Raw genomic sequence first — 13,919 nt, forward strand, 5'->3', positions numbered from 1 at the left:
GCTGTGGCGCCCGGCATCTCTTGCCGCTTGAGACGGTCCGATAGAACGACAGCCGGCTGATGATGAGCTGTTGACCTCAGGACTTGCGTCATCGCCGGCATCGGCTGCTCCAAGCGTGCGTCGGAGGGGCAATGACGGGAAGGCAAGATACGGGCGGGCGCCGGACAGGGCGGCTCGGCATCTGGGGCTGGATGCTGTTCGACTGGGCGGCCCAACCCTTCTTCACCGTCATCACCACCTTCATCTTCGGCCCCTACCTTGTCTCGCGGCTGGCGGCGGATCCGGTCGCCGGCCAGGCCGCCTGGAGCTACACGCTCACCATCTCCGGCATCATCATCGCAGTGCTGTCGCCCGTGCTCGGCGCGGTCGCGGACAGGACCGGCCGGCGCAAGCCCTGGATCGGCTTCTTCGCCGTTGTCCAGATCGTTTCTCTCTGGGCGCTCTGGTATGCTGCGCCCGGAACAGGTCTTTTCGTGTCCCTGACGATGATCGTGCTTGCGACCATCGCCGCCGAGTTTTCCATCGTCTTCAACGATTCGATGATGCCGCGACTGGTGAAGCCCGAGGAGGCGGGGCGGATCTCGAACCTTGCCTGGGGTCTCGGCTATCTCGGCGGCATGATCGTCCTGATCGGCGTAGTGCTGCTGCTGGCGGCCAATCCGGACACCGGCAGGACCACGCTCGGCATCGAGCCGCTGTTCGGGCTGGACGCGGCCAAAGGCGAGGACGCGCGGATCACCGGGCCGCTTTCGGCCGTCTGGTATCTCGTTTTCGTCCTGCCGATGTTCCTGTTCACGCCCGATGGCGGGCGCGGCATGAGGATCGGCCCCGCTGTGACGGCGGGGTTTGCGGACTTGCGCCATACGTTTGCGGAGCTGAAGGGCCGTCCCGGCATCGTCCGCTTCCTGATTGCCCGCATGATCTATCAGGATGGCGTCAACGGGTTGCTGGCGCTGGGTGGCACGTTCGCGGCCGGCATGTTTGCCTGGCAGACGATGGAGCTCGGCATCTACGGCATCATCCTCAACGTGGTGGCGATCGGCGGCTGCCTCTGGGCGAGCCGGCTCGACGGCCACTTCGGCTCGAAGGGCGTGGTGGTCGCAAGCCTCATATGCCTGACCATCGCGACCCTCGGCATCGTCTCGACGGCGCCGGGCCATACCCTGTTCGGGCTCATCCCGCTCTCTTCCGCCGATTCCGGCGGCCTGTTCGGCACGGCGGCGGAGAAGGCCTACATCGTCTACGGGCTGCTTGTCGGCATCGCCTTCGGCCCGGTGCAGGCGTCCGCCCGCTCCTATCTGGCGCGCAGCGTGGCGCCGGAGGAGGCCGGACGCTATTTCGGTCTCTACGCGCTGACCGGGCGGGCAACTTCGTTTGCCGCCCCGCTTTCCGTCGGCCTGATCACCAGCGCGACCGGTTCGGCAGCACTCGGCATGGGGGCGCTTGTCGCCTTCCTTGCCGTCGGACTGGTTCTCCTGCTGCCGGCGCCCTATCCGGCGCACGACCCGGCTACACGCGCGGCCGCATAACGGCTTCCGGTCGCGATATCCACAGCGGCCGTTGACATTCGCAACGGACTTGGTCAGTTTCCCCTCATTCCGAGGGGGGCATCCTACGATGCTGAGATGGCGGTGAGCCGGACCCTTGAACCTGATCCGGGTCATGCCGGCGTAGGAACGGAAAAACCGCCTTAGCCGGCGTCTCTTTCTATTCTCCGCTTCACCTGGATCTCCGTGATGATACGTCGGGAGATCGATCGATGATGCTTAGTTACCCCACCACTTCGAACAGGCTCCGGCTGTTATCAGCTGATCTGCAAGACCGCGCCGTCTGACACAAGATGCGGGCCCTACATGCGGGGCTGGCGCTGTCGGCACTCGTCACTCTGTGGCAGGCCGCGGTCTGGCTTTTTGATCCCCCCTCCTACCTGATTCCGTCGCCTATGGCGGTCGCAGCGGCATTGGCGCAGCGTCCCGGCCTTTTCGTCGAGCATGGTCTGGTGACGCTCGGAGAAATCCTGGCCGGGTTTCTGTCCGGCACCGTCTTTGGCATCGCCACGGCGTTCGGCCTGGCGGCACTGCCGCGGGTCGGCCAGCTCGTCTGGCCCATGGTTCTGATCCTGCAGGCCCTTCCCGTCTTCGTGCTGGCGCCGATCCTGGTGCTCTGGCTCGGCTTCGGCATGGCGTCGAAGGTGGCGATGACGACGATCATCATCTTCTTTCCGGTGGCGTCCGCCTTTGCCGACGGGCTGCGGCGCACCGATCGCGCAATCCTAGACGCGGTATCGCTGACGGCGGCGACTCACTGGCAGGCACTGGTCAGCATCCGCGCGCCGCTGGCCCTGCCCGGTCTCGTCTCGGGCCTTCGCGTCGCAGCCCCGCTCGCTCCGCTCGGCGCAGTGATCGGCGAATGGGTGGGCGCCTCTGCCGGGCTCGGCTTCGTCATGGTGCAGGCCAATGCCCGTATGCAGACCGACTCGGTCTTTGCCGCCATGGCTATGCTTGCTGTGCTGACCATCCTTTTGCGGATCGCCGTCGACCGCCTCACCGCCGGCCTCACCCCCTGGGTCGCCGAGACAGATCCCACCGCCTTCCCGTCCTTACGCAGGAGAACTCAACGATGAAAATACGCACCCTTTCCTTCGCGATCGTCGCCCTATCGGGGCTTCTAGCGGCCGCCCCGACGCAGGCGGCCGACAAGCTCACCGTTCTCCTCGAATGGTTCGTCAACCCGGATCACGCGCCGATGGTGATCGCCAAGGAGCGCGGTCTTTTCGCCGCGGCCGGGCTGGACGTCGAGCTTGTTCCGCCGGCGGATGCATCCGCGGTGCCGCGGCTCGTTGCGGCGAAACAGGCCGATATCGGCGTACATTACCAGCCCAATCTCTATCTCGACCATGCCGCCGGTTTACCGCTCGTGCGCTTCGGCACGCTGGTGGAAACCCCGCTCAACACGGTCACCGTGCTCGCCGATGGCCCGATCAGGAGCCTGAAGGACCTGAAGGGAAAGAAGGTCGGGTTTTCGGTCTCGGGCTTCGAGGATGCGATGCTGAAGCGCATGCTTGCCTCAGATGGGTTGAGCAATGACGACGTCGCGCTCATCAACGTCAACTTCTCGCTGTCGCCGTCGCTGATCGGCGGCAAGGTGGATGCCACGCTCGGCGGCTTTCGCAATTTCGAGCTGACGCAGATGCGGCTCGAAGGCCACGAGGGCCGCGCCTTCTTCCCGGAGGAGCATGGGGTTCCGGTTTACGACGAATTGATCTTCGTGACGCACAAGGACCTTGCCGCCGACGATCGCCTGCCGCGCTTCCTCGCGGCCGTCGAACAGGCGTCCGTGTATCTCACCAATCACCCGCAGGAGGCCTGGCAGCTCTTCATCAAGGCCCATCCCGACCTCGACGACGAACTGAACCGCCAGGCCTTCACCGACACGCTGCCGCGCTTTGCCAAGCGGCCGGCCGCGCTCGACCGGGGCCGGTACGAGCGGTTCGGCGCCTTCATGAAAGAGAGCGGCCTGATCGAAGAGGCGCCGGCGATCGAAGACGTCGCGATCGAGATCCGGTGATCGGCATGCGCGACCTTCCATCCCCGCAAATGGCGGCCCGGCTTCTTGCCCGCGTCAGGGAACAGCGCCCGCGCGTCCACTGCCTGATGAACACCGTGGTGCAGAAATTCACCGCCGACGGCATCACCGTCGTCGGCGGCATTCCCTCCATGACCTCTTCGCGTGAGGAGATCGCCGACTTCGTGGCGAAGGCGGATGCGCTGACCGTCAACCTCGGCACGCTAGATGCCGAGCGACGGACGGTGATCCTGCGCGCCGTCGAGGTCGCCAATGCCGGCAGAAAGCCCTGGATCCTCGACCCTGTTCATTGCGACTACTCGCCGTCACGTCTGGCGTTCGCCCGCGACCTGATCGCGCTTAAGCCGACGATCGTGCGCGGCAACCGGTCGGAAATGGAGCTGATTGGCGCGACCGCGGAAAGCCTGCGGATCCAGACAGGCCCCGTCGATTATCTGGCACAGGGAAGCGTGACGGTGCGCATCGCCAACGGCCATCGCTGGATGGCGGAGGTGACGGGCACCGGCTGTCTCTCGGGCGGTGTCATCGCCGCCTTCATGGCGGTGGAAGAGGCCCCGCTGAGCGCCGCTGCCTGCGCGCTCACTGTTACCGGCGTTGCCGCCGAATGCGCGGCAAATAATGCCGCCGGACCGGGCACGTTCGGCGTCGCGCTTCTCGATGCGCTCTCCGCGCTCGGTGAAAAAGAACTCGTTGCTCTTGCAAGGATCGAACATGACCAAGATTGACTACCGATTGAACGCGCTGGTCGATGCGGGGCTTACCGCTGTCGGCCCGCTTCCGCAGCTTGCGAACCTTGCGGCAAGCAATGGCGCGACGCTGATCCAGTATCGCGACAAGACAGCATCCACGCGCACGATGATCGAGACGGCGCGGGCCATCTGCGAAGCGCTTGCCGGCAGCGGCGTGCCGCTCGTCGTCAACGATCGGGTGGACGTGGCGCTTGCGGCCGGTGCGGACGGGGTGCATCTCGGCGCCGACGACATGGATGCCGAGACCGCGCGGCGGCTGCTGGGACCGAACGCGATCATCGGCCTGACGGTGAAGAACGCAGCGGACGCGGAGCGGGCCGGTCGGGCGCCCGTCGACTATGCCTGCATCGGCGGGGTGTTCGAGACACTGTCGAAGGTGAACCCCGATCCGCCGGTGGGCATAGAGGGGTTTGCCAGCTTGCGCGCGCAGCTTCGCGCCCTGAACCCGGCATTGCTCGTCGGCGCGATCGCCGGCATCGATCTCGACCGCATTCCGTCCGTCATCAATGCCGGGGCAGACGGAGTTGCCGTGATCTCGGCGATCTTCCGCGCTCCCGACATCGCGGCAGCGGCCCGCGCCTTGCGGGCGTCGGTCGATGCGGGGCTCGACGGGAGGGCGGCATGACGGCGATCGCGCTAACCATTGCCGGATCCGATAGCGGCGGCGGCGCCGGCATGCAGGCGGACATCAAGACCTTTTCGGCGCTCGGCGTTTACGGCGCGAGCGTCATCACCGCAATCACGGCGCAGAACACGAAAGGGGTGAGCGCCGTCGAGGACATCTCCGCGCCTGTCATTGCCGCCCAGATGGAGGCGATCTTCACCGACCTGAAGGTCGATGCCGTGAAGATTGGCGTGGTCTCGCGCGTCGAGACGATCGAAGTGATTGCCGACGGGCTGAGGCAGTTTGATATTCGGCCGGTCCTGGACCCGGTGATGATCGCCACCTCCGGTGACCGGCTGCTGCGAGAAGAAGCCATCGAGGCCCTGATCGGCGAACTCGTTCCCCTCGCCCGGATCGTGACGCCCAACCTGCCCGAGGCGGCGCTCTTGACAGGATCGCCGATCGCCACGGATCGGCCGGCGATGGTTCGACAGGCCGAAGCGATCATGCGGGCCGGCGCCGGCGCCGTTCTCGTCAAGGGCGGGCACAGCCGGAGCGCCGACAGCACCGACCTGTTCTTCGACGGCGAGGAGCTTCTGGAACTGCCCGCTCCGCGCATCGAGACCGAGAACGACCACGGCACGGGCTGCACGCTGGCAGCGGCGATTACCGCCAATCTCGCTAAGGGGTACTCGCTGAAGGAGGCGGTCGGTCGCGCCAAAACTTATCTGCACGAGGCGCTGTGGGCCGGGCGAAATCTACGGATCGGGCAGGGGCGGGGGCCAGTGCATCACTTTCATCGCTGGTGGCCGGCGTGACCAAACGGATCCTTGCGGCGATCGAAGGCGGGCTCGGCTTTCTGGCTGCGTCATTGCTGGCCGGGCTGCTGGCCCTCGTTCTGGTCGCCGTGGTCCTGCGCTATCTTTTCCATTTCGGCATCGTCGGCGGCGAAGAGCTAGCCATATGGATGCACGTGGCCCTGATCGCCGTCGGTGCGCCACTCGCCCTGAAGGGGCCGCTTGCGATGCGCCTCGACGTCTTCGTGCGATCGTTGCGCGGCTGCGGGCGGAGCGCGGCTGCGATCGGCGCGGATGCGTTCAGCGTGGTCGCGGCGCTGGTGCTGCTGTTCGGCGGCACCGAGATCATGACGATGCTCGGCGGCATTTCCCCGGCGCTGGGCCTGCCGGAATGGATCCGGTTCGGATTCCTTGGCGCCGGCGGCCTTCTGGTGCTTATCGTCCTTTTCCTGAATCGGCTCATTCAGGGGCACGGTTTTTCAGTGCTGCTGTCGTTTGGGATCGGCACCGCCGTCTATGCGGCCGTGCCGCTTCTGCCGATCGAGACGTCCTTGCCGGCGAGCCTTTTTCTTGCGCTGGTCGCCGGGCTCGGCCTGCTATTGGCAGCGCCGCTGCCGCACGCCTTTCTCGCCGCTGCCTATGTCGCGATTGCCTTCGGCGGCAGCCTGCCCGAGCCAGCGATCGTTTCGACTGCCGTCACCGGCATGTCGAAGTTCCTGCTCCTGGCCATTCCGTTCTTCCTGCTGGCCGGCGGGCTCCTCACCGCCTCCGGCGCCGCCGGCCGGCTGGTTCGCCTCGCCGAGACCCTGGTCGGGCACCGGCGGGCCGGGCTGGCCCAGACCACGCTGCTGACGAGCGTGCTCTTTTCCGGCGCGTCCGGCTCCTCGGTCGCCAATGCCGCCTTCGGTGCGTCCACGTTCTTTCCCGAACTGGTGCGCAACGGCTATGCACCGGAACGGGCCGGCGCGCTGATCGCCGCGACCTCGGTGCTCGACAACGTCATCCCCCCTTCGATCGCCTTCCTGCTGCTTGCCGCGGCGACCAACCTGTCGGTCGGCCCGCTGCTGGTGGGCGGCTTTTTTGCCGGCGGGCTGATGGCGCTCTGCCTGGCTGCAGCAATCCATCTGACATCGGCAGAAGCGGCAACGCGGGCGCCGGCCACCGCCCGCGAACGACGGCAGGCGGCGATCCTGGCGATGCCCGCACTTGGCCTCGGCGTCATCGTCGTGGCCGGCATCCGCTTTGGCATCGTGACGACGACGGAGGCGGCGGCCGTCGCTGCGGCCTACACGTTGATGCTTGCCGTCGTCGCAAAACGCGGAACGGTGCCGCTCTACGCGACCTTCCGACAGGCGGCGACCGAGACGGCGGCCATCGGCCTCTTGATCGGCACGGCCGGGCCCTTCGCCTTCCTGCTCGCCGTCGACGACATTGCCGGCCTCGTCTCCCAGGTCGTCAACACGCTCGGCGGCGGCGCGTTTGCCGTGCTGCTGCTGTCGAACGTCGTGCTGCTCGCTGCCGGGCTTGTACTGGACATTGGTGCGGCCATCCTGCTGCTGGGGCCGATCCTGTTGCCCGTGGCGATTTCAGCGGGGCTCGATCCGATCCAGTTTGGCGTCATCGTCGTCGTCAATCTGATGATCCACGGCCTGACGCCGCCGCTCGGCATCCTCGTTTTTGTCGTCGGCGGCGTGACCCGAGTGCCCGCTTCGGCGCTGTTTCGTGCCGTCGTGCCCTATCTCGCGGCCCTTCTCATTTCGCTCCTCATCCTCATCTCCTTCGTCCTGCTCTTCTGATCGGAACCTCCATGAAAATCCTCACGCGTCGTTCTCTCATCAAATTCGCAGCCATCGGCGCTCTCGCCGTTCCCGCCCTCGTGCGCCCGGTCCAGGCGCGTACAACAACGATCACGGTCGCCTCGCTGCTGGGCGAGGACAAGCCTGAGACGAAAATCTGGCGTCACATCTCAGAGCGGGTTGAGGCCAGGTTGCCGGGCCGCTTCCGCTTCAACGTCGTAACAAACGGGGCGCTCGGCGGCGAGAAGGAGGTGGCGGAAGGGGCGCGGCTCGGATCGGTCCAGGCCAGCCTTGCCACCGTTTCGGCGCTTTCGGGCTGGGTCCCGGAGGTCCAGATCCTCGACCTGCCATTTCTCTATCGCGACGCAGCCCACGTGCGGCGCGTCGTCGAAGGCCCGGTGGGCGAGGACATCAGGCGACGGCTGGCGGAGGAGAATTTCGTCGTCGGCGGCTTCATCGACTACGGCGCCCGCCATCTGCTCACCAAGGAGCCGGTCACCCGGCCGATGCAACTGAGGGGGAGAAAGATCCGCGTCATCCAGAGCCCGCTGCATACAACGCTCTGGAGCGCCTATGGCGCTGCACCGGTCGGTATTCCGATCACCGAGACCTACAATGCGCTGTCGACGGGCGTGGCGGATGCGATGGACCTGACGAAGTCGGCCTATGCGGGCTTCAAGCTCTACGAGGTCGTGCCCTTCCTGACCGAGACGGGGCACATCCGCGCTTCCGGGGTCGTGTATTTTGCGGCAAGCCTCTGGAACCGCCTGAACGAAGAAGAGAGGGCTGTTCTGGGTGAAGCCGCCGCCGAGGGTGCAGACCTTTTCAACCGACTGATCGTCGAGGACGAGCGCGCCTCGACGCAACTCGCGCTGGCGGGTGGCGGACAGGTGCTGAAAGCCGAAGCCTTCGAAGAATGGCAGGAGGGGGCGCACGCCGTTTGGCGGGAGTTTGCGCCGATCGTCGGTGGCGTGGAAAGGATCAGGGCGGTCGAACGCGCGTGACGGGCTTGCTTGAGCTTCGACGCCAGAGGGCCTGACCCTAGATCTCGACACTCCGGACGGTCACGGCAGCATCCGTCGAACGGCCAGATAGGGCTACTGCTGCGGTTACTCGTTCTGAAATGCAAACGTCAGTAAGAATGAAATCCAGAGTTTTGTTGCCCTCACGTAAGGCGACGTGCCGCCAGAAGTTAAATTTTGCCGGATCGAACCCAACCGTCAGCTGGCGCGCGTCGTAGGATAGGCCCCTGCCGAACGCCTTCAGTATCGCTTCCTTTCTGGTCCAAAGACGAAGGAGTGCATCGCCTTGCGGATCACTGCTGTCAAGGCGACGAATTTCCTCCGTCGACATGATTCCGCGCAGAATGTCGATGTCGATTTTCGTTGAAATATCCTCAACGTCGACGCCGATCGGCACGGAAATACTGACGGCGATGACTGCGATGCTATCTGAATGCGTCAGGCTGAAGTGGGGGCCGCCGTTAATTTCAGGACGTCCCCAGGCGTTTGTCTGAAAATATATTTCCGAAGGATGCCGTCCGGTGTGCCGGCCAAGGACGAGTCGCAGTGCTGCATGGGACACAACATAACGTTGCGTGAGCTGTGGTATGTGAAATTGCCGCGCACGCTGCTGTTCGGCTTCGGACAGCCAATCCCAGTGGCTAGGGGACCCTAGCTCTCGGTGGTTAAGCGCAATGGTGTAAAGGTCAATCATCTAGCTAATCATGCACATCCATTGCCTGAAGAAGTAGCTTACGTGCTTAGGCGAGCATACTGGCCTTGCCCTCCACTTACGACTGTGAAGGCAGCCAATCTCATCATTTCTTCACAGTCAAATCCGCTGGATTCCGTCTTATCGTAGTCAGATACTTCCGGGCTAGAACCGCCAAGGTTGTTGGGGCAAACTCTAAAGTCTATTGACGTGGTTGAGCGAAGATGAATCTGAGCGCCTTATTTTGTGGTGACGGTACCCTTCTCCTGCGTTGCGCCGAGTTTTTTCGGCAGGCCGGCGGGTCGATCGCGGGCATCCTGACGACCGACCCGCAGATTGTCGCCTGGGCTGAGGCGGAGGGGGTCAAATGGGCCCGGACGGCCGATGCGGTCGACGAAACCGAGAAGGCTGACTATCTCTTCAGCATTGCAAATCTGACCATCTTGCCCGCGTCCGCGCTGGCGCGCGCCCGGCGGATGGCGATCAATTTCCATGACGGACCCCTGCCGACCCGTGCCGGGTCGAATGTGCCGGCCTGGGCACTCCTCGAGGGGGCGGGCGAGCACGCGGTTACCTGGCACGAAATGACCGAGCGCGTCGACGCGGGGCGTGTGCTGAAAGAACGCCGCTTCCCGATTGGCGGAACCGATACGGCCTTCAGCCTCAACGCGCGCTGTTACGAAGCGGCGTTCGACAGCTTCTGCGAACTTATTTCCGACCTTGCCGATGATCGCCTTGCGCCCGTGGTGTCCATTGCGCCGCGCAAATGGTATGCGCGTTCGAAACGACCGGAAGCGCTTGGTACGCTTGATTTCAGCCGGCCGGCGCGGGAACTCTGCCAAATCGTGCGGGGTCTGAATTTCGGTGGCTATGCCAACCCGCTTGCGCTTGCCAAGCTGTGGACTGGTGGAACACTGCTGACGGTCGGGCGGTTGGAGATCATGCCTGCAACTGCAGGATCCGCAGGCGAGGTTCTTGCGGTCAACACCGACAGCGTGACGATCATGGCCGCTGACGCGCCCGTTCGGCTCAGCGTACTTAGCCAGTTGACCGGTGAAACAGTCGGGCCGAGTGCGGCCGGACTGATCGTAGGCATGCGCCTGCCGTCGCTGAACGATCCCGACACCCCGACACTATCGGAGGTGGGCAACGCCGAGCCGGAATGGGAAAGGACATTGCGCCGCGCCGCGCCTGCGCTGCCGCCCTATCCCCTGGCGCATGCGACCGCGGGGAGAGCGGTGCCGCTCGTCGCGGCTGTGACCAATATAGAGACGCTCGCGGCCGGCTGGCTCGCATGGGTCGCCGGCCTGACCGGCCAATCGGTGTTGTCGATCGCTTTCGTCGATTCAAAGCCGTCTGCTCCCTGGTTGTCGACCCTGCGACCGGTGACGTTGAACCTCGCTGACTGTGCGACGCCGACGGCGGCGACCAAGGCAATGCGGACGGCGAGGCACGACGCTTTCGCCCGTGCGCCGATGGCGATCGACCTGCCATTACGCATCGCCGACGCGGAGACACGCCGGGCGGCGTTGCGGTCGCTACGCGTGATCGTCAGCGAGGCACAGGAGGTGCCGCACGAGGCGGATATCGCCCTATCCCTGGATCCGCCCACGATAACCGCGCGCGCCGGCATCTTCGCGCCGGCCGTGCTGGCCGCGCTCGCGGCGGATTTCGCGACATTCTTCGGCGCGTTCGTCTCCCGCAGGGAGGCTTCGCTGTCGGAGTTGCCGCTTGGCGGTGTTGTTGCGTCTGTGCGGAACGAGTCGCTGCAATTGGACACCGGAACGATCCACCAGAGAATTGTGCAGGCCTGCCATGACACACCAGACGCTCCGGCGCTGGAAGCGGGGCCGGTCCGGCTGAGTTATGCGGAACTGGACATGCGTGCGTCGCGGCTTGCCGGAGTGCTTGCGGAACGCGGTGCACGGCCAGGCGTGATCGTCGGCCTCTGCCTGGAGCGCTCGGCCGACCTTGTCGTTGCCATGCTGGCGATCCTGAAAACGGGTGCCGCCTATCTGCCGCTCGACCCGGCCTATCCGGTCGAGCGTATCCGTTTCATGCTTTCGGATTCCGGTGCACCGCTGGTAGTGGCCAGCCGGGCAGCCGCGACGCGGCTGGCATTCGATCCGCGACAGGTGGTGTTTCCGGATGAGGCCGGTCCGGCCCTTGACGAGGCGCGAGGGACGCCGAACGACCTGGCCTATCTGATCTACACCTCCGGCTCCACCGGCCAGCCGAAGGGGGTCATGGTCGCCCATCGCAACGTGACTAACTTCTTTGCCGGCATGGATGCGGTCGTGCCGATGACGCGCAATGCGCGGCTGCTTGCCGTCACTTCGGTGTCATTCGACATTTCCGTACTCGAGATCCTCTGGAGCCTCGTCCGCGGCGCGACCGTGGTGCTGCAGGTGGACGGGGCCGGAAAAGGTGCGCTTCCCAGCTTCTCGCTGTTCTACTTTGCTTCCGAAGCGGCGGGCAGCGGTCACGAGGCCTACCGGCTGCTGCTCGAGGGCGCGCGCTTTGCAGACAAGAATGGTTTCGAGGCGATCTGGACGCCCGAACGACACTTCCATGCTTTCGGCGGGCTCTATCCAAATCCGGCGATCAGTTCGGCGGTGCTGGCGGGACTAACCAGGAACGTCAAGCTCCGGGCGGGGTCGACGGTGCTGCCGCTGCATCACCCGGTGCGCGCCGCCGAGGACTGGGCACTCGTCGACAACCTTTCGAACGGCCGCGCAGGCCTGGCACTCGCCTCCGGCTGGCAGCCGAACGATTTTCTCTTGCGCCCCGAAGCCTTCGCCGGCCGCAAGGAGATCATGCTCGAATCTATCGAGACGCTGCGGCGGCTCTGGCGGGGCGAAACACTGGAGTTTCCTGGCCATGACGGCAAGCCTGTCGCCATCCAGATCCATCCCCGGCCGGTCCAGAAGGACATGCCGTTGTGGCTGACCGCGGCGGGAAATCCGGAAACGTTCGTGGCTGCGGGACGGATGGGCTGCGGTGTACTGACCCATCTTCTGGGGCAGACGCTGGACGAAGTTGCGGAAAAGATCCGCCTGTACCGCATCGCCCGCGCCGAGGCAGGGCATGCCGGTCCGGGTCATGTAGTGCTCATGCTGCACACCTTTGTCGGTCAGGATGAGGCCTCCGTGATCGAGGCCGCGCGAAAGCCGATGAAAAGCTACCTGAAGAGCGCCGTGGACCTGGTCCGCCGGGCCGCCTGGACGTTTCCGACAATTGTCGAGCGCGCCGGCAAGGCCGGAATGACGCCCCAGGAAATGTTCGAGAAGGAGGATCTGTCGCCTTCCGACCTCGATGCGCTGCTCGAACACGCCTTTGATCGCTACTACCGCACCGCCGGCCTGTTCGGCACGCCCGAAAGCGCAAAGGAGATGGTGCGCAACGTGGCCGCCATCGGCGTGGACGAGATTGCCTGCCTCATCGACTTCGGCATTGACACGGATACGGCTCTGGCCAACCTGCCGAACATTCGCACCCTGATGAGCGGGCTGGAGATGGATGGCGGCATCACGCGCAGGGCCTCGGTGGCGGAAGACGTCGTGACCGGTGAAATAACGCATCTCCAGTGCACGCCGTCGATGGCGACCTATCTCGCCTCCGACGCAGTCGGCCGAAGGGCCCTGGAGCGCCTGGAGTGCCTGATGGTGGGGGGCGAGGCGCTGCCGCCCGACCTGGCGCGCAGCCTTCGGGCCGCCATGTCTGGTACCCTTCTGAACATGTACGGGCCGACGGAGACGACGATCTGGTCCTCGGTGGCCCGGCTCGACACGGTAGGTGAATGCGTTCCCCTGGGCGAACCGATCGCTGACACAGAATTGAGCATCCGTTCGCCTGCCGGCCTGTCGGTGCCGAACCTGGTCGAAGGCGAGCTTTGGATTGGCGGCGCTGGCCTGGCACGCGGCTACTGGCAGCGGCCCGATCTGACCACCCAACGCTTCGTCGAGACGTCCGAGGGCCGGTACTACCGAAGCGGCGATCTGGTTCGCCGCCATCAGGACGGGACGCTGGAATTCCTCGGCCGCATCGACGGGCAAGTCAAGATCCGCGGCCACCGCGTCGAGATCGGCGAGATCGAGGCCCTCTTGGCCGCCGACGACAGCGTAAGCCAAGCGGCCGTGAAGGCCGTGGAGTTCGGTCCCGGCGACACGCGTCTCGTCGCTTACGTCACGCCCGGCACAGCGCGCCCATCGATCACGGACCTGCGGGCGATGCTGGAGACGAAGCTTCCCGATTTCATGGTGCCCGCGCAAATCGTATTGCTCGACAGGATGCCGCTGACGCCGAACGGCAAGATCGACCGCAAGGCATTGCCTGTCCCATCGGCGCGATCGGAGCGCGGCAAAATGACGATGGCGGAGGGCGATCTCGAAACCGGAATTGCCGCGATCTGGCGCCATGCGCTCGGGCTGGACGAAGTCTCAGTCACCGAGAATTTCTTCGATCTCGGCGGGCATTCGCTGCTGGTCGTGCAGGTGCAGCGCCGGATGAAGGAGGAACTGGGTCGCGACGTGGCGATCACCGACCTGTTCCGCTTCCCGACCATACGCACAATTGCTGCACATCTGGCGGGTGCGCCGTCCGAAGCAGCCAACGCGGTCGACCGGGGTGCAGCAAGGGCCGCAGCGCGGCTTGCGCGGCTCGGCCGACGCTAAAT

10 protein-coding genes and 1 riboswitch are annotated in these 13,919 nt (G+C 65.1%); of the genes, 9 read left to right on the plus strand and 1 reads right to left on the minus strand.

The window, feature by feature from the left end; all coding sequences use genetic code 11:
* Positions 1–131 precede the first annotated feature (131 nt).
* The 8 genes from IB238_RS18435 (at position 132) to IB238_RS18470 (ending at position 8,535) form a co-directional block, all read left to right on the plus strand.
* The gene (locus IB238_RS18435) at positions 132–1,529 is read left to right on the plus strand and encodes an MFS transporter (protein WP_192250288.1); all 1,398 of its coding nucleotides are present in this window, start codon (positions 132–134) and stop codon (positions 1,527–1,529) included.
* A gap of 62 nt (positions 1,530–1,591) precedes the next feature.
* A riboswitch (TPP riboswitch) is annotated at positions 1,592–1,694 on the plus strand.
* 146 nt (positions 1,695–1,840) lie between these two features.
* Positions 1,841–2,623 carry an ABC transporter permease gene (locus tag IB238_RS18440; protein WP_192250292.1) on the plus strand — a complete coding sequence of 261 codons (783 nt, stop codon included), beginning with the start codon at positions 1,841–1,843 and terminating at the stop codon, positions 2,621–2,623.
* Positions 2,620–3,567 (plus strand): ABC transporter substrate-binding protein, encoded by a 948-nt coding sequence (locus tag IB238_RS18445; protein ID WP_192250295.1) that lies wholly within the window; start codon positions 2,620–2,622, stop codon positions 3,565–3,567. The genes IB238_RS18440 and IB238_RS18445 overlap by 4 nt, the downstream gene beginning before the upstream one ends.
* Positions 3,568–3,572: 5 nt before the next feature.
* Positions 3,573–4,310, plus strand: a complete 738-nt coding sequence (locus IB238_RS18450) for a hydroxyethylthiazole kinase (protein WP_192250298.1) — start codon at positions 3,573–3,575, stop codon at positions 4,308–4,310.
* The gene (thiE, locus tag IB238_RS18455; RefSeq protein WP_192250301.1) at positions 4,297–4,959 is read left to right on the plus strand and encodes a thiamine phosphate synthase; all 663 of its coding nucleotides are present in this window, start codon (positions 4,297–4,299) and stop codon (positions 4,957–4,959) included. The genes IB238_RS18450 and thiE overlap by 14 nt, the downstream gene beginning before the upstream one ends.
* Positions 4,956–5,756, plus strand: a complete 801-nt coding sequence (gene thiD / locus IB238_RS18460; RefSeq protein WP_192250304.1) for a bifunctional hydroxymethylpyrimidine kinase/phosphomethylpyrimidine kinase — start codon at positions 4,956–4,958, stop codon at positions 5,754–5,756. The genes thiE and thiD overlap by 4 nt, the downstream gene beginning before the upstream one ends.
* Entirely contained in the window at positions 5,744–7,531 is a 1,788-nt protein-coding gene (locus IB238_RS18465; protein WP_348648268.1) for a TRAP transporter large permease subunit, read from the plus strand. The genes thiD and IB238_RS18465 overlap by 13 nt, the downstream gene beginning before the upstream one ends.
* Positions 7,532–7,542: 11 nt before the next feature.
* Positions 7,543–8,535 carry a TRAP transporter substrate-binding protein gene (locus tag IB238_RS18470; RefSeq protein WP_192250307.1) on the plus strand — a complete coding sequence of 331 codons (993 nt, stop codon included), beginning with the start codon at positions 7,543–7,545 and terminating at the stop codon, positions 8,533–8,535.
* Between the two features lie 37 nt (positions 8,536–8,572).
* Here the strand turns inward: IB238_RS18470 and IB238_RS18475 are convergent, their stop codons facing one another.
* Positions 8,573–9,247 (minus strand): 4'-phosphopantetheinyl transferase superfamily protein, encoded by a 675-nt coding sequence (locus IB238_RS18475; RefSeq protein WP_192250310.1) that lies wholly within the window; start codon positions 9,245–9,247, stop codon positions 8,573–8,575.
* A gap of 221 nt (positions 9,248–9,468) precedes the next feature.
* Here IB238_RS18475 and IB238_RS18480 point away from each other — a divergent pair, with 221 nt between their 5' ends.
* Positions 9,469–13,917 carry a MupA/Atu3671 family FMN-dependent luciferase-like monooxygenase gene (locus IB238_RS18480; protein ID WP_192250313.1) on the plus strand — a complete coding sequence of 1,483 codons (4,449 nt, stop codon included), beginning with the start codon at positions 9,469–9,471 and terminating at the stop codon, positions 13,915–13,917.
* Positions 13,918–13,919 lie beyond the last annotated feature (2 nt).

It is taken from the genome of Rhizobium sp. ARZ01, assembly GCF_014851675.1.
Classification (GTDB): Bacteria; Pseudomonadota; Alphaproteobacteria; order Rhizobiales; family Rhizobiaceae; genus Mycoplana.